The sequence below is a fragment of the Cobetia sp. LC6 genome, from assembly GCF_030264805.1.
Lineage (GTDB): Bacteria > Pseudomonadota > Gammaproteobacteria > Pseudomonadales > Halomonadaceae > Cobetia.
This window is the reverse complement of sequence record NZ_JASSPL010000006.1, coordinates 165,955-188,329: the sequence shown is the minus strand read 5'-3', so window position 1 is coordinate 188,329 and position 22,375 is coordinate 165,955. Positions and strand designations below refer to the sequence as shown.

At 63.3% G+C, this 22,375-nt stretch carries 18 protein-coding genes; 9 read left to right on the top strand and 9 right to left on the bottom strand.

Annotation, left to right across the window (positions count from 1 at the left end):
* Positions 1–143: 143 nt before the first annotated feature.
* The 3 genes from QQF40_RS09555 (at position 144) to QQF40_RS09545 (ending at position 4,643) form a co-directional block, all read left to right on the top strand.
* Entirely contained in the window at positions 144–1,157 is a 1,014-nt protein-coding gene (locus tag QQF40_RS09555; protein ID WP_285461166.1) for a tryptophan--tRNA ligase, read from the top strand.
* Positions 1,158–1,407: 250 nt separating this feature from the next.
* Positions 1,408–2,652 carry a YeeE/YedE family protein gene (locus QQF40_RS09550; protein ID WP_285461165.1) on the top strand — a complete coding sequence of 415 codons (1,245 nt, stop codon included), beginning with the start codon at positions 1,408–1,410 and terminating at the stop codon, positions 2,650–2,652.
* Between the two features lie 311 nt (positions 2,653–2,963).
* Positions 2,964–4,643, top strand: a complete 1,680-nt coding sequence (locus tag QQF40_RS09545) for an NAD-dependent malic enzyme (RefSeq protein WP_175089685.1) — start codon at positions 2,964–2,966, stop codon at positions 4,641–4,643.
* Between the two features lie 118 nt (positions 4,644–4,761).
* Here the strand turns inward: QQF40_RS09545 and acnA are convergent, their stop codons facing one another.
* Positions 4,762–7,521 carry an aconitate hydratase AcnA gene (acnA, locus tag QQF40_RS09540; RefSeq protein ID WP_285461164.1) on the bottom strand — a complete coding sequence of 920 codons (2,760 nt, stop codon included), beginning with the start codon at positions 7,519–7,521 and terminating at the stop codon, positions 4,762–4,764.
* A gap of 377 nt (positions 7,522–7,898) precedes the next feature.
* Between acnA and QQF40_RS09535 the strand changes: the two genes are divergently transcribed.
* The 3 genes from QQF40_RS09535 to trxB all read left to right on the top strand — a co-directional run bounded on the left by QQF40_RS09535 (position 7,899) and on the right by trxB (position 10,461).
* Positions 7,899–8,264, top strand: coding sequence for a zinc ribbon domain-containing protein (locus QQF40_RS09535; RefSeq protein WP_175089683.1), 366 nt, complete (start codon positions 7,899–7,901; stop codon positions 8,262–8,264).
* A 286-nt stretch (positions 8,265–8,550) separates the two neighbouring features.
* On the top strand, positions 8,551–9,153 hold the full coding sequence (locus QQF40_RS09530; protein ID WP_043333044.1) for a peroxiredoxin: 603 nt from the start codon (positions 8,551–8,553) through the stop codon (positions 9,151–9,153).
* Positions 9,154–9,504: 351 nt separating this feature from the next.
* Positions 9,505–10,461 carry a thioredoxin-disulfide reductase gene (trxB, locus tag QQF40_RS09525; RefSeq protein WP_176678057.1) on the top strand — a complete coding sequence of 319 codons (957 nt, stop codon included), beginning with the start codon at positions 9,505–9,507 and terminating at the stop codon, positions 10,459–10,461.
* A gap of 134 nt (positions 10,462–10,595) precedes the next feature.
* On the opposite strand, the gene QQF40_RS09520 is transcribed toward trxB, so the two are convergent.
* Positions 10,596–10,847 carry a SlyX family protein gene (locus QQF40_RS09520; protein ID WP_285461163.1) on the bottom strand — a complete coding sequence of 84 codons (252 nt, stop codon included), beginning with the start codon at positions 10,845–10,847 and terminating at the stop codon, positions 10,596–10,598.
* Between the two features lie 602 nt (positions 10,848–11,449).
* Here QQF40_RS09520 and QQF40_RS09515 point away from each other — a divergent pair.
* Positions 11,450–11,914, top strand: a complete 465-nt coding sequence (locus tag QQF40_RS09515; protein WP_043333039.1) for a cold-shock protein — start codon at positions 11,450–11,452, stop codon at positions 11,912–11,914.
* Positions 11,915–12,010: 96 nt separating this feature from the next.
* On the opposite strand, the gene QQF40_RS09510 is transcribed toward QQF40_RS09515, so the two are convergent.
* The 7 genes from QQF40_RS09510 to map all read right to left on the bottom strand — a co-directional run bounded on the left by QQF40_RS09510 (position 12,011) and on the right by map (position 20,235).
* On the bottom strand, positions 12,011–12,424 hold the full coding sequence (locus QQF40_RS09510; RefSeq protein WP_043333036.1) for a hypothetical protein: 414 nt from the start codon (positions 12,422–12,424) through the stop codon (positions 12,011–12,013).
* Complete coding sequence (gene dapE / locus QQF40_RS09505) at positions 12,421–13,620, bottom strand: succinyl-diaminopimelate desuccinylase (protein ID WP_282627907.1); 1,200 nt, start codon at positions 13,618–13,620, stop codon at positions 12,421–12,423. Before dapE ends, QQF40_RS09510 begins: the two co-directional genes overlap by 4 nt.
* A gap of 156 nt (positions 13,621–13,776) precedes the next feature.
* Complete coding sequence (gene dapD, locus QQF40_RS09500; RefSeq protein ID WP_285461162.1) at positions 13,777–14,802, bottom strand: 2,3,4,5-tetrahydropyridine-2,6-dicarboxylate N-succinyltransferase; 1,026 nt, start codon at positions 14,800–14,802, stop codon at positions 13,777–13,779.
* 40 nt (positions 14,803–14,842) lie between these two features.
* On the bottom strand, positions 14,843–15,199 hold the full coding sequence (locus QQF40_RS09495; protein ID WP_043333033.1) for an ArsC family reductase: 357 nt from the start codon (positions 15,197–15,199) through the stop codon (positions 14,843–14,845).
* A gap of 132 nt (positions 15,200–15,331) precedes the next feature.
* Positions 15,332–16,531, bottom strand: a complete 1,200-nt coding sequence (gene dapC, locus QQF40_RS09490; protein ID WP_285461161.1) for a succinyldiaminopimelate transaminase — start codon at positions 16,529–16,531, stop codon at positions 15,332–15,334.
* Between the two features lie 195 nt (positions 16,532–16,726).
* Positions 16,727–19,438, bottom strand: coding sequence for a [protein-PII] uridylyltransferase (locus QQF40_RS09485; RefSeq protein ID WP_175089678.1), 2,712 nt, complete (start codon positions 19,436–19,438; stop codon positions 16,727–16,729).
* A gap of 5 nt (positions 19,439–19,443) precedes the next feature.
* Positions 19,444–20,235 carry a type I methionyl aminopeptidase gene (map, locus tag QQF40_RS09480; RefSeq protein ID WP_175089677.1) on the bottom strand — a complete coding sequence of 264 codons (792 nt, stop codon included), beginning with the start codon at positions 20,233–20,235 and terminating at the stop codon, positions 19,444–19,446.
* Between the two features lie 315 nt (positions 20,236–20,550).
* Between map and rpsB the strand changes: the two genes are divergently transcribed.
* Together rpsB and tsf are read left to right on the top strand one after the other, a co-directional pair.
* Positions 20,551–21,285, top strand: a complete 735-nt coding sequence (rpsB, locus tag QQF40_RS09475) for a 30S ribosomal protein S2 (RefSeq protein ID WP_175089676.1) — start codon at positions 20,551–20,553, stop codon at positions 21,283–21,285.
* Between the two features lie 179 nt (positions 21,286–21,464).
* On the top strand, positions 21,465–22,334 hold the full coding sequence (gene tsf, locus QQF40_RS09470; RefSeq protein WP_175089675.1) for a translation elongation factor Ts: 870 nt from the start codon (positions 21,465–21,467) through the stop codon (positions 22,332–22,334).
* Positions 22,335–22,375: the final 41 nt, after the last annotated feature.

The window sequence follows — 22,375 nt, the reverse complement described above, 5'->3', positions numbered from 1 at the left end:
AGATGTGGGACATATAGCGACAGGTCATGGTGGCTGCGTTCGAGGGATTCGAGCGGGCGTTGCCGCGACCTGTCGTGATCCATTGTGAGCGAGTGCGGCCCCGCGGCACGACCTCCCGACCCAGACGCCCAAGAAGTGCATCCATGACCAAGACCCGCGTTCTTACCGGCATCACGACCACCGGCACCCCTCATCTCGGCAACTATGTCGGCGCCATCAAGCCTGCCATCGAAGCCAGTCAGGACCCGACGGTCCAGTCCTTCTACTTCCTCGCCGACTTCCACGCTCTGATCAAGTGCCAGGACCCGAAGCGCGTGCAGGAGTCGCGTCGTGAGATCGCCGCCACCTGGCTGGCACTGGGTCTGGACACCGACAATGCCATCTTCTACCGCCAGTCGGACGTGCCGGAAATCCCGGAGCTGATGTGGCTGCTCAACTGCGTGTGCGCCAAGGGCTTGATGAACCGTGCGCATGCCTACAAGGGCGCCGTGGCCGAGAATGAGGAAGCGGGCATCGATGATCTCGATCGCGGCATCAACATGGGTCTGTTCAGCTATCCGGTGCTGATGGCGGCGGATATCCTCATGTTCAATGCCCACAAGGTGCCGGTGGGGCGTGACCAGATCCAGCACATCGAGATGGCGCGCGACATGGCTGGACGCTTCAACCACCTCTTCAAGGGCAACTACTTCACCATGCCCGAGGCGGTGACCGACGAGAAATCCCAGCTGCTGCTGGGCCTCGATGGCCGCAAGATGTCCAAGAGCTACAACAACACCATTCCGCTGTTCGGCACCGAGAAGCAGCTGCTCAAGAGTGTGCGCAAGATCAAGACCAACTCGCTGGAGCCGGGCGAGCCGAAGGACCCGGATACCTGTTCGCTGTTCCAGATCTATTCGGCCTTCGCCACCGAGGCGGAAGTCGCTGCCATGCGTGAGCAGTACGCGGCCGGCATCGGCTGGGGCGACGCCAAGAACCAGCTGTTCGAATACCTGAATGATCACCTCAAGGCGCCGCGCGAGCGTTACGTCGAGCTGATGGAAGACCCGGCGCACGTCGAGGCGATCCTCAAGCGTGGCGCCGAGCGTGCCCGTGAAGAGGCCGCACCGATGATGGAGCGTCTGCGTCGCGCTGTAGGTCTGGGCAACTTCCTCTAGATCGCCTGTCCACGCTGCTCGATCGGCCCCCGTCATCTTCCCGGATGGCGGGGGTTTCTGTTACTGGCGCCGTCGCTTCAGAGGGCGGCGTCATCGGGGCTGTCGTGCTGATGGCATCCGGGGCGTGATGTCAGGTATATACCTGAAGGGAATGAAAAGCATGCTGTAAATTCATTCACAGCTATAAAGCGAAGCGTTAGGCTTGCCGCATCAATGCTCGAAGCATGCTGAATACACAAGGGGGTACGACATGAGTCAACACGCGATGCCGGGCAAGGCCAGTGAGCCTGTCCAGCCAACTACCGCCATCAATCCTCGCGCCGTCTGGGCGGGTGGGCTGCTGGTCATTGCCTCCGTGCTGCTGAGTCTGGTCGCCGGCTGGCGCCAGGGCCTGCTGTTGCTGATCGGTGGCGCGCTGGGCGTGGTGCTCTATCACGCGGCCTTCGGCTTCACCTCCGCCTGGCGAGTGTTCATCACCGAGCGTCGTGGTCGCGGCCTGCGTGCCCAGATGCTGATGCTGGCGATCGCCGTGGTGCTGTTCTTCCCGGTATTGGCAGCGGGCAGCCTGTGGGGGCAGGACGTCTCCGGCTTCGTCTCGCCGCTGGGCACCTCCGTCGTGGTCGGCGCCTTCCTGTTCGGCCTCGGCATGCAGCTGGGTGGCGGTTGCGCCTCGGGCACGCTGTTCACCGTCGGCGGCGGCAATGCGCGCATGGTGGTCACCCTGATCTTCTTCTGCGTCGGCTCGGTGATCGGCACCGCGCACTTCAGTTGGTGGCAGAGCTTGCCGTCGTTGCCCGCCGTCTCGCTGGTGGACAGCTTCGGTGCACTGGGCGGCATCATCGTCAGCCTGGTGCTGTTCGCCATCATCGTGCTGGTGACACGCACGCTGGAGAAGCGTCGTCACGGTGAGCTCGAGAAGGCCGCCGTGACCGATAGTCAGCCGCGTGGCCTGTCACGTTTCCTGCGCGGCCCCTGGCCATTGCTGGCGGGTGCCGTGGCGCTGGCGCTGCTCAACTTCGCCACCCTGGCACTGGCCGGGCGTCCGTGGGGTATCACCTCGGCCTTCGCGCTGTGGGGCACCAAGGTCTACACCACGCTGGGCTTCGATGTCAGTGACTGGGGTTACTGGCAGGCGGCGGGCAATGCCAAGGCACTGGCGGCACCGCTCTACACGGACATCACCACGGTAATGAACATCGGCATCGTGGTGGGGGCGCTGGCGGCGGCGCTGCTGGCCGGCAAGTTCGCACCGAAGTGGAACATTCCGCTGCGCTCGCTGGTGGCTGCCGTGCTGGGTGGCCTGCTGCTGGGCTACGGCGCGCGGTTGGCCTTCGGCTGCAACATCGGCGCCTACTTCGGCGGCATCTCCTCCGGTAGCCTGCATGGCTGGCTGTGGCTGGTGATGGCCTTCGTCGGCAACATGCTGGGCGTGAAGCTGCGTCCCTTCTTCGCCCTTGCGCCGCGCAAGCCGGCATCGCGTGCCGATCTGGCCTGAGCCATTCCTCGCACGTGACCGCGAACGCCTCGCTCCTTCCCCGTCAGGGGGATGAGCGAGGCGTTTCTCGTCATGCAGTACCCTTGTCTGCGCAACGCACGCCGACCTTGCACAGGCTGCCGGAGATAGCACTGCGCGTGCTATCATCATGCCTTGTTCGCACGTGGAAACTGCACGTCGAAAGGTCCCTCGGACGCCCGGTTGCCAGCAGGTCTTCTGCGGTGCTTCAGCGGGCATGCTGCGCTTGTCTGCCGGCATGCCGAGAAGCTTGCCGAGCGTGAGGTCGTCCCCACTGATTCAAGAGTCTCGCCATGACGGATACTTCCAAGCGCGCCCTGTATGTTCCTTACGCCGGCCCGAGCCTGCTCGAGATGCCGCTGCTCAACAAGGGCAGCGCCTTCAGCCTCGAGGAGCGTGTCAGCTTCAATCTGATGGGCTTGCTGCCGCAGAATGTCGAGAGCATCGAAGAGCAGGTCGCGCGCGTCTACAGCCAGTATCAGCAGTGCGCCACCGACCTCGACAAGCATATCCTGTTGCGCTCGGTGCAGGACGACAACGAGACCCTGTTCTTCCGCGTGATCGAGGAACACCTCGAGGAGATGATGCCGATCATCTACACCCCGACCGTCGGTCAGGCGTGCGAAGAGTTCTCCAACATCTACCGCAACCACCGCGGCCTGTTCATCTCCTACCCGGACCGCGAGCACATGGATGACATCCTGCGCTCCGCGACCAAGGACAACGTCAAGGTCATCGTCGTCACCGATGGCGAGCGTATCCTGGGGCTGGGCGATCAGGGTATCGGCGGCATGGGTATCCCCATCGGCAAGCTGTCACTGTACACCGCCTGTGGCGGCATCAGCCCGGCCTACACGCTGCCGATCTCGCTGGATCTTGGCACCAACAACCAGAAGCTACTCGACGACCCGCGCTACATGGGCTGGCGTCACGAGCGCGTCACCGGTGAGGACTACAACGCCTTCGTGGCCGAGTTCATCACTGCCGTGAAGCGCCGCTGGCCGAAGGCCATGATCCAGTTCGAGGACTTCGCGCAGGCCAACGCCATGCCGCTGCTCGAGCGTTACCGCGATGAAGTCTGCTGCTTCAACGACGACATCCAGGGCACCGCCTCCGTCGTGGTCGCGACCCTGATGGCTGCCTGCAAGGCCAAGGGCGAGAAGCTCTCCGACCAGCGCGTCACCTTCCTGGGTGCTGGTAGCGCCGGTTGCGGTATCGCCGAGATGATCGTGGTGGCGATGGTCAAGGAAGGCATGGACGAGGCCGAGGCCCGCAAGCGCGTCTTCATGGTCGATCGCTTCGGTCTGCTGACCAGCGACATGGAAGACCTCTACGACTTCCAGAGCCGTCTGGCCCACGACGTCGACAGCGTGACCGACTTCGGTGACCGCGGCCTGCTGGATGTGGTCAAGGCCGCCAAGCCGAGCGTGCTGATCGGTGTGTCCGGCCAGCGTGGCCTGTTCAGCGAAGACGTGATCCGTGCCGTGCAGGCCGGCTGCGAGAGCCCGCTGGTGATGCCGCTGTCCAACCCGACCTCGCGCGTCGAAGCGACACCGGCGGAAGTCATCGAGTGGACCGACGGCAAGGCGCTGGTCGCCACCGGCAGCCCGTTCGCGCCGGTCGAGCACAATGGCCACACCCACGCGATCGCTCAGTGCAACAATGCCTACATCTTCCCGGGCATCGGTCTGGGTGTGCTGGCGTCCAATGCCTCGCGCATCACCGACAACATGCTGATGGCCGCCGCCAACGCGCTGGCCAATAACGCTCCCATCGTCCTGAAGGGCGAGGGCGCGCTGCTGCCGTCACTGGGCGACATCCAGGATATCAGCCGCCAGATCGCCTTCGACGTGGCGCGTCAGGCCCAGGCCGATGGCGTGGCGCTGACCTCCAGCGACGAGATCATCCAGGCCAACATCGAGAAGAACTTCTGGCAGCCGCGTTACCGCGCCTACCGTCGCAAGGCGTTCTGATCGCGCCTGCGCCGTCATTGAGCGCATGGTACAGATTGCGTAAATGAAGAAGCCCCCGCAGGCCATGCCTGCGGGGGCTTTTGTGTGGCAGTCAGCGCTGCGGTGAGCGGCTGGCGGGTTACAGCATGCCGCGCAGCACGTAGTGGAGGATGCCGCCGTGGCGGTAGTACTCCAGCTCGTTGTCGGTATCGATGCGGCACAGCGCCTCGATCTTCTGCTCACCCTTGTCGCTCTTGAAGGTGACCTGGACCTTGCCGCCGGCCGTCAGGTCATTCAGGCCGCTGATGCTGATTTCCTCATTACCGGTCAGCCCCAGCGACTGGCGGCTCTCGCCTTGTGGGAACTGCAGCGGCACCACGCCCATACCGATCAGGTTGGAGCGGTGGATGCGCTCGTAGGACTCGGCGATCACCGCACGCACGCCCAGCAGCAGGGTGCCCTTGGCGGCCCAGTCACGTGAGGAGCCGGTGCCGTACTCCTTGCCGGCGACGACCACCAGCGGCGTGCCTTCCTCGGCGTACTTCATGGCGGCATCGTAGATGGCCATCTGCTCGCCGGACGGCACGTGGCGGGTCTCGCCGCCCTCGACACCATCGAGCATCTCGTTGCGGATACGCACGTTGGCGAAGGTGCCGCGCATCATCACTTCGTGGTTGCCGCGACGCGAGCCGTAGGAGTTGAAGTCCTTGACCTCGACCCCGTTCTCCTTGAGGTAGCGACCCGCCGGGCTGTCCGGCTTGATGGCGCCGGCCGGCGAGATGTGGTCGGTGGTCACCGAGTCACCGAGCATCGCCAGCACGCGGGCATTCTCGACATCCTGAACGGCTTCGGGCTCACGCTGCATGCCTTCGAAGAACGGCGGATGCTGGATGTAGGTGGAATCCTTCCACTCATACACTTCGGCTTCCGGCACGTCGATGGCCTGCCAGGTCTCATCACCGTCGAAGACCTCGGCGTACTCCTTGCGATACATCTCGGTACGCACCTGCTCGACGGCCTCGGCGATCTCGGCCTGACTCGGCCAGATGTCCTTGAGGAAGACGTCATTGCCCTCGGTGTCCTTGCCCAGCGGCTCCTTGGAGAGATCGACCCGCACGGTGCCGGCGAGAGCATAGGCGACCACCAGGGGCGGCGACGCCAGCCAGTTGGTACGCACGTTGGGATGCACGCGTCCCTCGAAGTTGCGGTTGCCCGACAGCACCGAGGCGACCGTCAGGTCGCGCGCATTGATGGCGTCCTCGACCGGTTCCGGCAGCGGCCCGGAGTTGCCGATACAGGTGGTGCAGCCATAGCCGACCAGGTTGAAGCCCAGCTCGTTGAGGTCATCCTGCACGCCGGCAGTCGCCAGGTAGTCGGTGACGACCTTGGAGCCCGGCGCCAGAGAGGTCTTGACCCACGGCTTGCTGCTCAGGCCTTTCTCACGCGCCTTGCGTGCCACCAGGCCTGCCGCCAGCATCACGCTGGGGTTGGAGGTGTTGGTGCAGGAGGTGATGGCGGCGATGACCACATCGCCGTGGTCGAGGCGGAAGGTCTCGCCATTCAGCTCGCTGTAATCGCCGTTCTTCACCTCGCTCTGCTTGTCGTAGCTCTGCTCGACATCGACGGCGGTCTGGCCACCTTCGGACAGCCACTTGCCGTCCTCGATGTCCGGCACTTCTCCCAGTTGATCGCCGAGAATCTTCTCGAAGGTCTGCTTGATGTCAGTGAGCGCGACGCGGTCCTGCGGGCGTTTGGGGCCGGCGAGGGAGGCGACGACATCAGTCATGTCCAGCTCGAGCGTATCGGAGAAGACCGGCTCGTGACCCGGCTCGCGCCACAGGCCCTGCTCCTTGGCATAGGCCTCGACCAGCGCGACCTGCTCATCGGAGCGACCGGACAGACGCATGTAGTTGAGCGTCTCGTCATCCAGCGGGAAGAAGCCGCAGGTAGCGCCATACTCCGGCGCCATGTTGGCGATGGTCGCGCGGTCGGCCAGCGGCAGGTCATCCAGGCCATCACCGTAGAACTCGACGAATTTGCCGACCACGCCACGGCTTCTCAGCATCTGGGTGACGGTCAGTACCAGGTCAGTCGCGGTGATGCCTTCGTTGAGCTTGCCGGTCAGCTTGAAGCCGACCACTTCCGGAATCAGCATCGAGACCGGCTGACCGAGCATCGCGGCTTCCGCCTCGATACCGCCGACGCCCCAGCCGAGAACGCCGAGGCCGTTGATCATGGTGGTATGGGAGTCGGTGCCGACCAGGGTGTCGGGGTAGGCGAAGGTCTTGCCATCCACTTCGCGGGTGAAGACAGCGCGGCCGAGGTATTCCAGGTTCACCTGATGGCAGATACCGGTGCCTGGCGGGACGACGGAGAAGTTGTCGAAGGCCTGCTGGCCCCAGCGCAGAAACTCGTAACGTTCGCGGTTGCGCTCCATCTCGATGCGCACGTTGTCCTTGAAGGCGCTCGGATCGCCGTAGTGATCCACCATCACCGAGTGGTCGATGACCAGGTCCACCGGAGTCAGCGGATTGACCTTCTCGGGGTCGGCGCCGAGTTTCTTGACGGCATCACGCATGGAGGCCAGGTCGACCACACCGGGTACGCCGGTGAAGTCCTGCATCAGCACGCGCGCTGGACGATAGCCGATCTCATGGGTGCTGGAGGCGGTCTTCTGCCAGTCGGCCAGTGCCTTGATGTCTTCCTTGGTCGCGGTTTCACCGTCCTCGAAGCGCAGCTGGTTTTCCAGTAGCACCTTGAGCGTGAAGGGCAGTCGTGTCAGGTCGCCAAGCGTGTCGGCCGCCTTCTTTAGCGAGTAGTAGTGATAGCGCTTGTCTCCGACTTCCAGCTCGGAGAGGGTGTCAAGCGAATCCAGTGACTGAGAGCGCTGGGAACCCATGATTCTCCTCCTTGTCGTTGTCTTCACCGGCCAGACTGCTGAAGTGTCATCCAACAGGCGCGTCAGGTGCCTTGGCCGGATGCGACGCGTCGCGAGAGCGACTGCCAGGTCGCGTATGGTTACCTGTATAAGGCTATGGTCATCATGTGACAGGAATTCAAGCGCACACCATCATCGAGGATAGTGTGACGCAAGGAACCCTGCGTCGCGTTCGCTGCCATAGAGTTTGCCGCCACGACTCTCATGCGGCGTGAATGCGGCCTCTGAGGTATCCGGGTCAGTGGTATCCGGGGCAGGGGTATCCAGAACGGTGGCACCCCAGACGGGCCCGTCCGCAACGTCCGTCGCGTTCACCATCAGGCACAATGGAGGCTGTCATGAATGAACAAGGGCGCAGACCGAGCGAGTCCGGTGAGCTGCCGGAAGATGATGAGGTTCTGGATGCGGCGGTCGAACAGTGGCTGGCGGAGCATTCCTCGGGACAGTCCGATGAATGGCCGGGCCATGAGTTGCTGGAAGACAGGCAGGAAGGAGCGGTCAATGAGGCGCTGCATGAGGCGGAAATCCACTGCCCCTACTGCGACACGCCTTTCACGGTGTTCCTGGATCTGGACGAGGGCAGTCTGACCAACATCATCGACTGCGAGCGTTGCTGTCAGCCGATCCAGGTGCGCCAGCAGGTCGACCCGGTCAGCGGTGAGCTCGAAGGGCTGGATATCGGCCAGGATGACGACGTGCTGTGACGGCATCTCGCACTCACGCCACGCAGGAGCCGGTGCCGGCAGGCGTCAGTGGCGCAAAGTGACAGGCTTGCAGGGGGCAGGGCGCGGTAGATGCTGTATTCTGCAGCCAAGGTCACTTATGATCCCGACACTCGCTGTTGGCGTCATCGAGCTGCCATAGGCAATCTCTATGGTGACGATTGCAGCAAACATTTGGCATCTGCCACACGTGGCGATTAGTCTGTGTGGCGATTCATCACAAAGGCGGTCCGCTGCCTTTATCATCATTATTCCTCAGGAGATCACCATGAGCGTATTGGTCGGACGTCAGGCCCCGGATTTCGAAGCCGCAGCAGTGCTGGGCGACGGTACCATCGTCGACAACTACAAGCTGTCTGATTCCAACGGCAAGCTGCGCGTGCTGTTCTTCTGGCCGCTGGACTTCACCTTCGTTTGCCCGTCTGAAATCATCGCCCACGACAACCGTCTGGCGAAGTTCAAGGAACTCGGCGTCGAGGTCATCGGTGTGTCCATCGATTCCCAGTTCACTCACCACGCATGGCGCAAGACCTCTCCGGACGCTGGCGGCATCGGTGAAGTCGGCTTCCCGATCGTGGCTGACGTCAAGCACGAAGTCACCCAGGCATACGGCATCGAGCACCCGGAAGCTGGCGTCGCTCTGCGCGCTTCCTTCCTGATCGACGAAGATGGTGTCGTTCAGCACCAGGTCGTCAACAACCTGCCGCTGGGTCGTAACGTCGACGAGATGGTCCGCATGGTCAAGGCCCTGCAGTTCCACCAGACCAACGGCGAAGTCTGCCCGGCAGGCTGGGAAGAAGGTCAGGAAGGCATGAAGGACACCGCTGAAGGTGTTGCCAAGTACCTGGCAGGCCACTCCAGCAGCCTGTAAGTCGCTACTGGACGAGATCAGTGCATGCATTCCATGGCTGACTGATCGAGCGCCTGCCTTCGACACCTCTGCGTGAGAGTATCGACAGGCAGGCGAACCCGAAGCCGTCGCCCCTGGCGGCGGCTTCCGTGTATCTGAAGCTTGCGTCATAAGCATCTGCGATGCCGGTCTGAGCGCAGTGCTGAAAGCCTGGCCCGTCTGCGCTACTCTGCGCAGTCCTCCGTTCCATCACCACCGTGTCCTGAGCCATGCCGATCGCGCTCGCTGTCCGTATCGCTCAGCACATTGATCATCAGCCGTCGCTGCGGCGACTGGTGAATTTCTCCGCCTTTATCTGTCTCGAGGTCATCCATGAGCAATGTCCGTCACGAACGTCTGATCATCCTTGGTTCCGGCCCGGCGGGTTACACCGCTGCCGTCTATGCCGCGCGTGCCAATCTCAAACCGCTGTTGATCACCGGCATGCAGATGGGTGGCCAGCTGACCACTACCACCGATGTCGACAACTGGCCGGGTGATGATGCCGGCGTGCAGGGGCCGGAGCTGATGGAGCGCATGCGCCGTCACGCCGAGCGCTTCGAGACCGAGATCCTGTTCGATCACATCAATGAAGTGACCCTCGGTGAGCGCCCCTTCCTGCTCAAGGGCGACAACGGCAGCTACAGCTGTGACGCCCTGATCATCGCTACCGGCGCCAGCGCGCAGTACCTGGGGCTGCCGAGTGAGCAGCAGTTCATGGGCCAGGGCGTCTCGGCCTGTGCGACCTGTGACGGCTTCTTCTATCGCAATCAGGAAGTCGTGGTGGTCGGTGGTGGCAACACCGCTGTCGAGGAAGCGCTGTACCTGTCCAACATCGCCTCCAAGGTCACGTTGGTGCATCGCCGTGACAGCCTACGCGCCGAGAAGATCCTGCAGGACAAGTTGTTCGACAAGGTCGAGAACGGCAACATGGCGGTCGAATGGCACCACACCCTCGACGAAGTGCTGGGCGACAACTCCGGTGTCACCGGCGTGCGTCTGCGTCATGTCGAAAGCGGCGCCACCAAGGAGTTGAGCTCGATGGGCGTGTTCATCGCCATCGGCCACCGTCCGAATACCAGCCTGTTCGAAGGCCAGCTCGAGATGCAGGGCGGCTATCTCAAGGTCCAGTCCGGTCTGGAAGGCAATGCCACCCAGACCAGCATCCCCGGCGTCTATGCCTGCGGCGATGTGATGGACCATGTCTACCGTCAGGCGATCACCTCTGCCGGTACCGGCTGCATGGCGGCGCTGGATGCCGAGCGTTATCTGGACGGCCTCATCGCCTGAGATCGCCCAGTCTGTAGCAACACTGACTGATTCAAGAAAGTCTGATTCAGCACTGCCCGACCGGCCCCGCAGCCTCGCTGCGGGGCCGGTCTGCGTTCAAGGCCCTGTCAGGAATTGGCTGGGAGGGCTGAGGCTCAGTAATGGGGTGGCAGCTCGTCGTGTGGCTGCGCACTGAAAGTTGCTGTCGAGTCTGCATCGCCTTGCTGTTCGCGCAGGGTGCGGAGCTGGCTGGCCATCAGCGCGGTGAGGCGCTCGAGGGTATCTATCTGGCGCTGCTGGGCGATGACGGTGCGATCGAGGGTCTCGAGCCAGTCATCCTGATGCGCGAGGCGCGATTCCAGTGCTTCCAGTCGGGCTTCCAAGTTGGGATCAGTCGAGGTTGTCATGCATCTGGGCTCCAGAGGGTGAGGTAATGGTCCGTGTGGGCGGTGGGACAAGAGGGGGAAACGGCCGCCGTTGGATGACGACTCATGCCAGGATTTCTGAACGATGGCACGCCGAATCGTTGCTGCGGTCGTTGCCGGGAACATTGCCAGGATCGTTGTCGAAGTGCCGCAAAGTGTTTAAGGATTGTCACTGAGTTGCCTCAGACGCATCAGGAAGAGGCGTGATAGACTGTTGACAGTGCGATTGACTTGTTTTTCGTATATCGCACCCATTGACGGCCTTCGATCGCCTGCGCTTCGCGCGTCATTGACAGGGCCGGTTCCATCGACTGATGTGGAGTTACCTGCATCACGAGCCACGACGTCACCAGAGCGATGCACAGGTATCTTCGCGTGTATCGGTGACGGTGACGGTGACGGGCACCGCCGTGAGGCGCTGCATTCAGGCAGTTTCCCGACTGACGATAGCTGCTGTAACCCTGTCGTGCGGTCAGGCGCTGTCCATTGCGATCAAGGGCAGAACATTCTGATAGGGATCATCCGAAGCACTCATTTCTGCCCTCGCGTTACACCTCCACCCATTACCTAGAGAGTTTATCTTGATGAGTTCCAAGACGTTCTTCCGTTGTTTCATCATCAGCCTGCTGCTGGCACTGCCGGCACCATTGCTGATTGCTGTCTTCATCACCCTGACCGGCGGCCAGCTGGCCGACACCCTGAGCCAGGCGCTTAGCGTCGAGGGCTTCGAGCTGGCGTACGCGGCTGCCGTCGCGGCCGTGTTCATCCTGCTGTTGATCGCGACGCTTGCCATTCCGGTGCTGTCTCCGCGCTCTGCGGTACTGGCTGAAGTCGAGGACGACGATCGTGAGATCGGCGAGGTCAAGTGGTTCAACGTCAACAAGGGCTACGGTTTCGTGACCCGTGAAAGTGGTGAAGATGTCTTCGTTCACTTCCGTGCCATACGTGGCAAGGGCCACCGTACCTTGGCCGAAGGTCAGAAAGTGCGTTACCACGTCATCAGCAATGAGCGTGGCCTGCAGGCGGATGACGTGACGGTCATCACCTGATCGCTGACTCGCTCAGTGAAAGACGACAACGCCCCGCAGGCCAGCCTGCGGGGCGTTGTCGTTTCAGGGCTTGTCTTGCCGGAAGGGACGGGTCACTCAGCCCTTGTCCGGCCAGGTGAAGGCCTCTTCGCTGCCATCAGCCATGACGCGGAAGAAGCGGTCCGGCTCATCACCGGGCTGCCAGCTGCCCAGCGAGCAGCGCGTCTCGACCTGCAGGGCCCGAGCGGCGGCGCGTGCGCAGTCGACATCGCGCGCCCAAGGGGTGCTGGCGCTGTCGAACCACAGGCTGGCAAAGCCATCGGCGACTTTCTCGACAACCAGCACCGCGATCTCGGCGCCATCTCGCGTGAGGCGCGTACGGTGTTGCAGCTTGCCGGCCGGCTGGAAGACGACGACCTGACCGAACTGCTCGCCCAGCCAGGCGCCCAGTGCTTCCAGGCTCAAGGGCTTGAGGTAGATCTCGATGTCCGGATATTGCTCATCGGCGTCATTGTGCGGGGTGTCGCTCATGCCGTGGTCTCTTGGGTCGCGGGGACAAACAGATATTCCAGGATGTGCTCGTAGGCGCTGGAGAGTCGGTCCAGATCGCTGGCCATGACGCGTTCATCGATCTTGTGGATGGTCGCATTGACCGGCCCCAGCTCGACGACCTGAGTGCCGAGAGTGGCGATGAAGCGACCATCGGAGGTGCCGCCTGAGGTGGACAGGACAGGCTTGCGTCCCAGTGCGCGTTCCACGCCGTGCACGGCCGCATCGACCAGCGCGCCTTCCGGCGTCAGGAAGGGCTCGCCGCTCAGGTTCCACTCGATCTCGACGTCCAGACCGTGCTTCTCGAGGATCTCATAGGTGCGGCGCTTGAGGTCATCGGCGGTCAGCTCGGTGGAGTAACGGAAGTTGAAGACCACTTCCAGCTCGCCGGGGATGACGTTGGTCGCGCCGGTACCGCCACGGATGTTGGAGATCTGGAAGCTGGTCGCCGGGAAGAAGTCATTGCCGTTGTCCCAATGCTCGGCAGCCAGGTCAGCCAGGGCCGGGGCGGCATCGTGGATCGGGTTGCGCGCCAGATGCGGGTAGGCCACATGGCCCTGGATGCCCTTGATGTGCATGACTGCACCCAGCGAGCCGCGACGGCCATTCTTGATCACGTCCCCGGCGTAGTCGGTGGAGGACGGTTCGCCGACGATGCAGTAATCGAGGCGCTCATGATGCTCACGCAAGTACTCGACCACTGCACGAGTGCCGTGAACCGCCGGGCCTTCCTCGTCGGAGGTGATCAGGAAGGCGATGCGTCCTTCGTGGTCCGGGTTGGCGGTCACGAAGCGCTCGGTGGCAGTCAGCATCGCGGCCAGTGAACCCTTCATGTCGGCGGCGCCACGGCCACACAGGAAGCCGGCATCATCGATGCACGGCGAGAACGGCGGATACTGCCAGTTGGCTTCCGGGCCTGTCGGCACGACATCGGTGTGGCCGGCGAAGGCCAGCACCGGACCATGATGTCCACGTACTGCCCAGAAGTTGTCGACATCGCCGAAGGGCAGCCGCGTGATGGTGAAGCCCAGCGCCTCGAGGCGTTCGATCATCAGGGTCTGGCAGTCCAGGTCGTCCGGCGTGACCGAGGGGCGTGAGATGAGATCGAAGGCCAGCTCCAGCGTCGGAGACAGATCGGCGGGGCGTGGCGGAAGCGGTGCGTTTGAATCAGTCATCATGGGCCATCGCTGCAGGCGTCATCGCGAGGAGCGACAGCGCGAAATTCGGGGAGAGGCGAAGTGTCTTCACGCCGGCCCAGACGCTGCTGCCCGAGCCGGGAAATACCATGACGGCCTGCCAGAGAGGGAGTCTCCGGCAGGCTGTCGTCACACGCCTCAGTTGTGGGCGTGCAGGGCATCATTGAGCGCGATGGCGCTCTTGTTGGTGCGGCACTCGACACGGCCGGTGACGGAGTTGCGGCGCAGCAGCAGGTCGTCCTGGCTCGCCAGCTCACGGGCCGCAACCGTCTCGACTTCCTGGCCTTCGTTGTCGAAGACCATGACCTTGGTGCCGGCGGTGATGTAGAGGCCAGCTTCCACGGTGCAGCGATCGCCCAGCGGGATGCCGATACCGGCATTGGCGCCGATCAGGCAGCCTTCACCGACCTTGATGACGATGTTGCCGCCACCGGACAGGGTGCCCATGGTGGAGCAACCGCCGCCCAGATCAGACCCCTTGCCGACGAAGACGCCCGCGGAGATGCGGCCTTCGATCATGCCCGGACCTTCGGTACCGGCATTGAAGTTGCAGAACCCTTCGTGCATCACGGTGGTGCCTTCGCCCAGGTAGGCGCCCAGGCGCACACGCGCGGTATCGGCGATACGAATGCCGGTCGGCACCACGTAGTCGGTCATCTTCGGGAACTTGTCGACACAGTCCACGGACAGGGTCCGGCCTTCCAGGCGGGCCTTGAGGCGACGCGCCGGCAGTTCTTCGATGTCGATGGCGCCTTCGCTGGTCCAGGCGACATTCTTGAGCAGACCGAACATGCCGGTCAGGTCGATGCCGTGCGGGCGCACCATACGGTGAGACAGCAGATGCAGCTTGAGGTAGACCTCCGGCACGCTCTGCGGGGCGGCATCTTCCTCGATGAACATGGCGACCAGCGGGCGCTGGCTGGCGGCCAGGCTCTCGGCCAGTTCGGCCTGGGCGCTGTCACCGGCGTCGCGCAGGGCGCTGGCCAGGGCGGCGCAGTGTTCCGGCAGGAAGCTGGTGGCGGTGGTGCCAGCCGGTGCGTCCAGTGCCTTGCGAGCGGCGTCAACAACGGCAGCGGTCGGCTTGAACAGCGGGGCAGGATAGTAGACTTCCAGCCAGTCGCCGGTGGTGTTCTGGGTGCCGATTCCGAGGGCAAGGCTCAACATCGTGTCAATCTCCGGGGTGTCCAGTGGTGTAAGGGGTAACTCAGTCCTGCGGTTCGTAGACCGCCTTGTCATAGCCGATCACCAGATCCATCTCATTGTCGGCGGGATGACGCTCGAGAATGGGACGCTTGATCAGGGTCGGGTGCTCCAGCATCAATGCGCGTGCCGAATTGGCATCGAGGCTGTCACGTTGTTCATCGCTCAGGTTGCGCCAGCTGGTGCTGCGCTTGTTGAGCAGGCTGCTCCAGGCGGTCTGCTCCAGCCAGGATTCCAGCAGGCTGGCGGAGAGACCATCCTCGCGCAGGTCATGCCAGCGGTAGGGCACGCCCCGGTCGTCGAGGGCGCGGCGCGCCTTGCGGCAGGTATCGCAGGTCTTGATGCCGTAGAGCACGTGCATGGCGGTCTCCTTGAGCCAATCCGCCCCGCCGGGCGGGGCTGTCATCCAGTGTCGGGCTGCTGTCCAGTACGCTGCTGATCTGCCAGTGCAACGCTGTCAGTGCGGCGCTGTCAGCCCGTGCGGGTCTTGCCCTCAGCGCAGGCGTTCGACGAAGCGACGCAGGCGCTGGGCGGCTTCGACGGTCTGTTCCAGTTCGGCCACCAGCGCCAGACGAATGCGTCCGGCACCCGGATTCACGCCGTCCACCTCGCGCGCCATGTAGCTTGCCGGCAGTACGCCGACGGCCTCTTCACGCAGCAGCTCGCGGGTGAAGGCGGCATCGTCACCACCAGGAACAGCGGGATACAGGTAGAAGCTGGCTTCCGGTGTCGGGAAGTCCATTACCGGCGCAAGGATTTCGGTCATGGCGGCAAATTTCTCGCGGTAGGCATTGCGATTGGCCAGCACATGGGCTTCATCATTCCAGGCGGTGATGGAGGCGTACTGGTGATGCAGCGGCATCGCGCAGCCGTGATAGGTGCGGTAGTGGCGGAAGCGGCGGATCACTTCGCCATCGCCGGCCACGAAGCCGGAGCGCAGGCCCGGTAGGTTGGAGCGCTTGGACAGCGAGTGGAAGACCACGCAGCGCGCGTAGTCGTCGCGGTCCATGGCGGCACAGGCTTGCAGCAGGCCCGGCGGCGGCATGGACTCGTCGAGGTACAGCTCCGAGTAGCACTCATCGGAGGCGATCAGGAAGTCATGCTCGTCGGCGAGGCGAATCAGTTGCTGAAAGTCCTCCAGCGGTGTCACGGCGCCGGTAGGGTTGCCCGGCGAGCAGACGAAGACGATCTGTGTATCACGCCATACCTCAGCCGACACCGCGGCGTAGTCGGGACGGAAGCCATTCTCGGCGGGGCAGGGCAGGTAGGTGACCTCGCCGCCGGCCAGCAGCGTCGCGCCTTCGTAGATCTGATAGAAGGGATTCGGCACCAGCACGCGCGCCGGACGCGTGCTGTCCAGCGAGGCCTGGATGAAGGCGAACAGTGCCTCGCGGGTGCCGGTGACCGGCAGGACCTGCTGATCGATATCCGGCGTGGCGTTGAGCGAGAAGCGCTTTTCGAGCCAGTCGGCAATCGCCTGGCGCAATTCCGGCAGACCGCCGGTGGCGGGGTATTTGGCCACGCCCATGATGTGCTCGCGCAGGGTGTCGAGCACGAATTCGGGCGGCGCATGACGCGGCTCGCCGATGGTCAGTGCAATCGGGTCCAGGGCGGGATTGGGCACGACGCCCTCGCGCAGCTTGGCCAGGGTTTCAAACGGGTAGGGCTTGAGCTGGTCGAGATCCGGGTTCATGCACGTTCCATGGGTGATGGCCGTGGCAGTCAGGCTGCCGGCCGAGCAGGAAGGAAGGCGTCCGCGAGTCACCGGACTGCCATGCAGGTCGACTCGCGATTATAGGGAAGCCGACCGGTCCCCTCAATCGCGGGGTGCCGGCCGGCGCTTTCCCTCTGTACTCTCGTCACGTGCCGTCATGTGCCGTCACGCGTCTCAGCCGCGCTCGCCGACCTCAAGGACTTCGGTGAGGGCGTCACGCAGGCGTGTCTGGCGCTCGGGGTCGGTGATGGGTTCGCCGGCGCGGTCGGTGATGAAGAAGATATCCTCGACGCGCTCGCCGAGGGTGGCGATCTTGGCGGCATCGATGGCGATCTCATGCTCCATGAACACGCGGCCGATGCGCGCCAGCAGGCCCGGGCGGTCCGAGGCGATCACTTCCAGTACGCTGCGGCCGTTGGTGTAGTCCTGGCTCAGCGTGATGCGCGGCGCGATGCGGAAATGCTTGAGCTGGCGCGGCGTGTGACGATTGACGATCACCGAGTAGTCATCCGGGTCATCCAGCTCTTCGACCAGATGGGTGCGGATATCGGCCAGGCGTGCGGCATCGCGGATCGGCTCACCTTCATCGTCGAGCAGGATGAAAGTGTTGAGCGTCCAGTTGTGGCTGGAGGTGGCGATGCGCGCATCGTGGATCGAGAGTCCCAGCTGTTCCAGCGCCGCGGCGGTGGCCGCGAACAGGTTGTCCACCGAGCGGGTATGGATGAAGACCTTGGTGCCGCCTTCGGTCATCTCCTCGGTGGGCGCGCTGGTCAGCACCAGCGGCAGCGGCTCGCCATGCTCGTCGAGCTGCGGTGCCGCCTGGCGCGCCAGGATGCCCTGGGTGTGCCAGGCCACCTCGCTGGGCGCGTAGCGTACGAAGTAGTCGTCGCCGAGGCTGGCCCACAGCGCCTCGGCGTCAGTGCGGGCGGTGCCCATGCCGGCCAGCAGGGACAGTGCCTCCTCACGGGTCTCGGTGATCCACTCGTGGCGCTCCGGCGGATGTTCGAGGCCACGGCGCAGCGCCCGGCGCGTCTCCATGTGCAGCTGGCGCAGCAATGCCGCACGCCAGCCGTTCCACAGCGACGGGTTGGTGGCGTTGATGTCGGCCACCGTCAGCACGTAGAGATAATCGAGGTGCGTCTCGTCGCCGACGATCTCGGCGAAGCGCGTGATGATCTCGGGGTCGGCGATGTCCTGCTTCTGGGCGGTCATCGACATCAGCAGGTGGTGGCGCACCAGCCAGCTCAGCGTACGGGTATCGCGCGGGCTGAGGTCATGGCGGCGCGCGAAGTCCTCGACTTCCTCGGCACCGATCTCGGAGTGGTCACCGCCACGGCCCTTGCCGATGTCGTGATAGAGTCCGGCGATCCACAGCAGCTCCAGCTTGGGCAGCTCGCGGATCAGGGTCGCGGCGACCGGGAACTCCTCCTCGGCATCGGGGGCGCGGAATTCCTGGGCGACCTTGAGCAGACGCAGCGTGTGTGCATCGACGGTGTAGACGTGAAAGAGGTCATGCTGCATCAGTCCCACGGCACGCCCGAAGGCCGGCAGGTACTTGCCGAGGATGCCGTAGCGCGCCATGCGCTTGAGCACGCGAGGCACGTTGCCGCCACAGCGCATCAGCTCCATGAACAGGCTCTGGTGGCGCACGTCGTCGCGGAAGGCGTCGTCGATCTGGTGGCGATGATCACGCAGCGCGCGGATGGTGTCGGCGCGCACGCCCTCGATCTCCGGATGCTGCGCCATCAGCAGGAACAGCTCCAGCAGCGCGGCGGGGCGGCGGCGGAACACGCCTTCCTCGCGCAGGCTGATGTAGCCGCTGCGGATCTCGAAGCGCGGATTGAGCGGCACGATGTTGACCGGTTCGTCATGACGCAGGATGGCCTCGTCGAAGTGCTGCAGCAGCATGTCATTGAGGCCCGCCAGGGCGGTGACATGGCGGTAGTAGCGCTTCATGAACTGCTCGACCGCCAGATGCTCGGGCGTGTCGCGGAAGCCGAACAGCTCGGCGATGGTGCGCTGGTGGTCGAATAGCAACCGGTCCTCGGCACGCCCGGCCAGCATGTGCAGCGCGAAGCGCACCTGCCACAGGAAGGCCTGGCCCTGGCTGAGAATGCGCAGTTCGGCATCATTCATGAAGCCCAGTGCGACCAGGTTGTCGTAGCGCTCGACCCCGAAGTGGCGCTTGGCGACCCAGCCGATCATCTGGATGTCACGCAGGCCGCCCGGCGACGACTTGATGTTGGGTTCGAGGTGGTATTCGGTGTTGGCGAACTTGTGGTGACGCGCGATCTGCTCCTGCCACTTGGCCTCGAAGAAGGCTTCGGCCGGCCACAGGCGGTCGGTGGCCAGGCGTTCGCGCATGGCCTCGCGCAGCCGCTGCGGGCCGGCGATGACGCGGGATTCCAGCAGGTTGGTGATCACGGTGACATCGGCGCGTGCCTCACGTTCGCAGTCATTCAGCGAGCGCACGGACTGGCCGATCTCGAGACCGATGTCCCACAGGAAGGTGATGAAGTCGGACAGCGCCTCACGATAGGGCGTGTCGTCGTCCTGCTCCAGCAACAGCAGCAGGTCGATGTCGGAATGCGGGTGCAGCTCGCCACGGCCGTAGCCGCCCACGGCGAGCAGGGCGATGCCGTCATCCGGCCAGGCCTGACGTTGCCAGGCGATGGCCAGCAGGCGATCGATGGCGCGGGCACGACCATGGATGAGGTCGCGGATGTCGGCGCCCGCCTTGAAGCGAGCCTCGAGACGCTCCTGTACCTGTGCCAGAGCCCGCTTGAACAGCGGGATGGGGGTCTTCGTCGTGGCCAGCTCGCCGTCCAGGGTGACGGCATCGTAGAGCGCTTCACGCTCGACGAAGTGATAGTGGTGCAGGAGCATCTTGATCAACCCTCGAGGAAGGAGAGGTCCTCTTCCGTGCGACGTGTCAGCACCTCAACGCCGGTGGCGGTGACCAGCAGAGTGTGCTCCCACTGGGCCGAGAGGCTCTTGTCCTTGGTGACAGCCGTCCAGTCGTCCTTGAGGACCTTCACCTTGTAGCCACCGACATTGACCATAGGCTCGATGGTCAGGCACATGCCTTCCAGAAGCTCGGCGTCAGCACGGGCTTCGTAGCCGTCATAGTGCAGCACCTGCGGGTCTTCATGGAAGCCGGCGCCGATGCCGTGGCCGCAGAAGTCACGCACGACACTGTAGCCAGCCGCTTCGGCATGCTTCTGGATCGCGCGACCGATTTCTGACAGGCGCACGCCCGGACGTACCAGCTCGATGCCTTTATAAAGGCATTCCTGGGTGATGCGGCACAGACGCTCGGCCTGGATGCTCGGCTCGCCGACGATGTACATCTTCGAGGTGTCGCCGTGATAGCCGTCCTTGATCACGGTGATGTCGATGTTGAGGATGTCGCCTTTCTTGAGCTTCTTGTTGTCATCGGGGATGCCGTGACAGACCACGTGATTGATCGAGGTGCAGATCGATTTCGGGAAGCCGTGGTAGTTGAGCGGCGCCGGAATGCAGCCCTGAACTTCGGTGATGTGGTGGTGCGCGATGCGGTTGAGCTCGCCCGTGGTGACGCCGGGACGGACATGCTCGTCGAGCAGCTCCAGCACTTCAGCCGCCAGACGGCCGGCGACGCGCATCTTGTCGATTTCTTCAGCTGTCTTGATGGGAATGTTCATGAGGACTCGAGGCAGGAGATAAGAGGGATGAAACGCCGCCAGGCCGCGCGTGACGGGGGAATGGCGCGACGCATCGCATGCCGCGTCGGGCAGTGGCGACTTCATATCGTGGTCGAGCTATGGTATAAAGCCGCGCGCTTTCCTGCAAATTCTCCTCGATCGGCCACCTCCGGGCGCCTGGCCGAGGCGAGATTGAAGGATTGACGTACATAACCCCAATCCACACACGTTCCGTCACATGGTCCCGGGTGCCGCGCAAGCGGTCGGATCCATGGGGGACGTGGAGGCCCAACCCGATATCCAGGAGATATTCACATGGCGCAAGTCAACATGCGCGATCTGCTCAAGGCAGGCGCACACTTCGGTCACCAGACCAAGTACTGGAACCCGAAGATGTCCAAGTTCATCTTCGGCGCTCGCAACAAGATCCACATCATCAACCTCGAGCACACCCTGCCGGCGCTGAACGAAGCCGTGTCAGTGGTCGAGAAGATGGCTGCCAATGGCAACAAGATCATGTTCGTGGGCACCAAGCGCGCTGCCGGCAAGATCATCAAGGAAGAAGCTCGCAAGGCTGGCCAGCCGTACGTCAACCATCGCTGGTTGGGCGGCATGCTGACCAACTTCAAGACCATCCGTCAGTCCATCAAGCGTCTGCGCGAAATCGAGCAGATGCATGAAGACGGTACCTTCGCGAAGCTGACCAAGAAAGAAGTCCTGATGGCCACTCGTGAGCAGGAAAAGCTCGAGCGTTCCATCGGCGGTATCAAGGACATGGGCGGCCTGCCGGACGCAATGTTCGTGATCGACGTTGACCACGAGCGCATCGCGATCAACGAAGCCAACAAGCTGGGCATCCCGGTCATCGGCGTCGTCGATACCAACTCCAACCCGGACGGCGTGGACTACGTCATCCCGGGTAACGATGACTCCATCCGCGCCATCCAGATCTATGTCCAGGCAATTGCAGGCGCCTGTGGCAAGAACAAGGAAGAAGAGCTGGCCGGTGAGTTCGTCGAAACTGCTTCTGAAGAAGACGCAGCAGAGTGATCCTGGCGGCTTGATCTGACTGTCACACACGCTGCGCTACACTAGGTGCGGCATGGCCTAGCCAGGCGGCAGTCAGGTCAGGCAATGAGGGGGCCACGGCCCCCTCATTTGCGACCGTTCAAGCGGTCGTGACCGAATTCCCGTATTCAAAGACGTCGACACGACAGAGGTTTCATCCCATGGCAGCTATCAGCGCATCTATGGTCAAGGAACTGCGTGAGCGTACCGCGCTCGGCATGATGGAATGCAAGAAGGCTCTTACCGAAGCCGGTGGTGACATCGAGCTCGCGATCGAGAACCTGCGCAAGAACTCCGGCCTGAAGGCCGCCAAGAAAGCTGGCCGTGTGGCCGCTGAAGGCGCCATCGTCATCAAGGTCGCCGACGATGCCAGCTACGGCGTGATGGTCGAAGTCAACTCCGAGACCGACTTCGTCGCTCGTGATGACAACTTCCAGGCCTTCACCAAGCTGATCGCCGACCGCGTGTTCGAAACCAAGAACACCGACATCGCCTCCCTGATGGAAGGTGAGCTGGAAGACACTCGTGGTCAGCTGGTTCAGAAGATCGGTGAGAACATCTCCGTTCGTCGTGCCGAGCTGGTTGAAGCACCGGCTGGCGGCATCGTCGGTGGTTACGTCCACGGCGGTCGCATCGCGGCACTGACCCTGCTGCAGGGCGGCACCGCTGACGCAGCCAAGGACGTTTCCATGCACGTCGCAGCCGTCAACCCGGTCTGTGCTCGTCCGGCAGACATGCCGCAGGAACAGATGGACGCCGAGAAGGCCATCATCCTTGCTCAGCCGGACATGGCAGGCAAGCCGGCGGAAATCGCCGAGAAGATGTCCCAGGGCCGTCTGAAGAAGTACCTGGCCGAGAACAGCCTGACCGAACAGCCGTTCGTCAAGGACCCGAACCAGACCGTCGCCGAGTTCGTCAAGGCTGCCGGCGGTGAAGTGGTGTCCTTCGTTCGCATGGAAGTCGGTGAAGGTATCGAGAAGGAAGAAGTCGACTTCGCAGCTGAAGTCCGTGAGCAGGCCAGCCGCGCGTAAGGGCTGACTGTTTTCGCTTCTCACGATGGCGTGCGCTTAGT

Excerpts from the sequence above, each read along its gene's own strand:
- map (WP_175089677.1), bottom strand. The coding sequence starts at position 20,235 with ATGAACATTCCCATCAAGACAGCTGAAGAAATCGACAAGATGCGCGTC.
- QQF40_RS09495 (WP_043333033.1), bottom strand. The coding sequence starts at position 15,199 with ATGCACGTGCTCTACGGCATCAAGACCTGCGATACCTGCCGCAAGGCG.
- dapE (WP_282627907.1), bottom strand. The coding sequence starts at position 13,620 with ATGATGACTGATTCAAACGCACCGCTTCCGCCACGCCCCGCCGATCTG.
- dapC (WP_285461161.1), bottom strand. The coding sequence starts at position 16,531 with ATGAACCCGGATCTCGACCAGCTCAAGCCCTACCCGTTTGAAACCCTG.
- acnA (WP_285461164.1), bottom strand. The coding sequence starts at position 7,521 with ATGGGTTCCCAGCGCTCTCAGTCACTGGATTCGCTTGACACCCTCTCC.
- QQF40_RS09550 (WP_285461165.1), top strand. The coding sequence starts at position 1,408 with ATGAGTCAACACGCGATGCCGGGCAAGGCCAGTGAGCCTGTCCAGCCA.
- trxB (WP_176678057.1), top strand. The coding sequence starts at position 9,505 with ATGAGCAATGTCCGTCACGAACGTCTGATCATCCTTGGTTCCGGCCCG.
- QQF40_RS09545 (WP_175089685.1), top strand. The coding sequence starts at position 2,964 with ATGACGGATACTTCCAAGCGCGCCCTGTATGTTCCTTACGCCGGCCCG.
- QQF40_RS09555 (WP_285461166.1), top strand. The coding sequence starts at position 144 with ATGACCAAGACCCGCGTTCTTACCGGCATCACGACCACCGGCACCCCT.
- QQF40_RS09535 (WP_175089683.1), top strand. The coding sequence starts at position 7,899 with ATGAATGAACAAGGGCGCAGACCGAGCGAGTCCGGTGAGCTGCCGGAA.
- tsf (WP_175089675.1), top strand. The coding sequence starts at position 21,465 with ATGGCAGCTATCAGCGCATCTATGGTCAAGGAACTGCGTGAGCGTACC.
- rpsB (WP_175089676.1), top strand. The coding sequence starts at position 20,551 with ATGGCGCAAGTCAACATGCGCGATCTGCTCAAGGCAGGCGCACACTTC.
- QQF40_RS09520 (WP_285461163.1), bottom strand. The coding sequence starts at position 10,847 with ATGACAACCTCGACTGATCCCAACTTGGAAGCCCGACTGGAAGCACTG.
- QQF40_RS09515 (WP_043333039.1), top strand. The coding sequence starts at position 11,450 with ATGAGTTCCAAGACGTTCTTCCGTTGTTTCATCATCAGCCTGCTGCTG.
- QQF40_RS09485 (WP_175089678.1), bottom strand. The coding sequence starts at position 19,438 with ATGCTCCTGCACCACTATCACTTCGTCGAGCGTGAAGCGCTCTACGAT.
- QQF40_RS09510 (WP_043333036.1), bottom strand. The coding sequence starts at position 12,424 with ATGAGCGACACCCCGCACAATGACGCCGATGAGCAATATCCGGACATC.
- QQF40_RS09530 (WP_043333044.1), top strand. The coding sequence starts at position 8,551 with ATGAGCGTATTGGTCGGACGTCAGGCCCCGGATTTCGAAGCCGCAGCA.
- dapD (WP_285461162.1), bottom strand. The coding sequence starts at position 14,802 with ATGTTGAGCCTTGCCCTCGGAATCGGCACCCAGAACACCACCGGCGAC.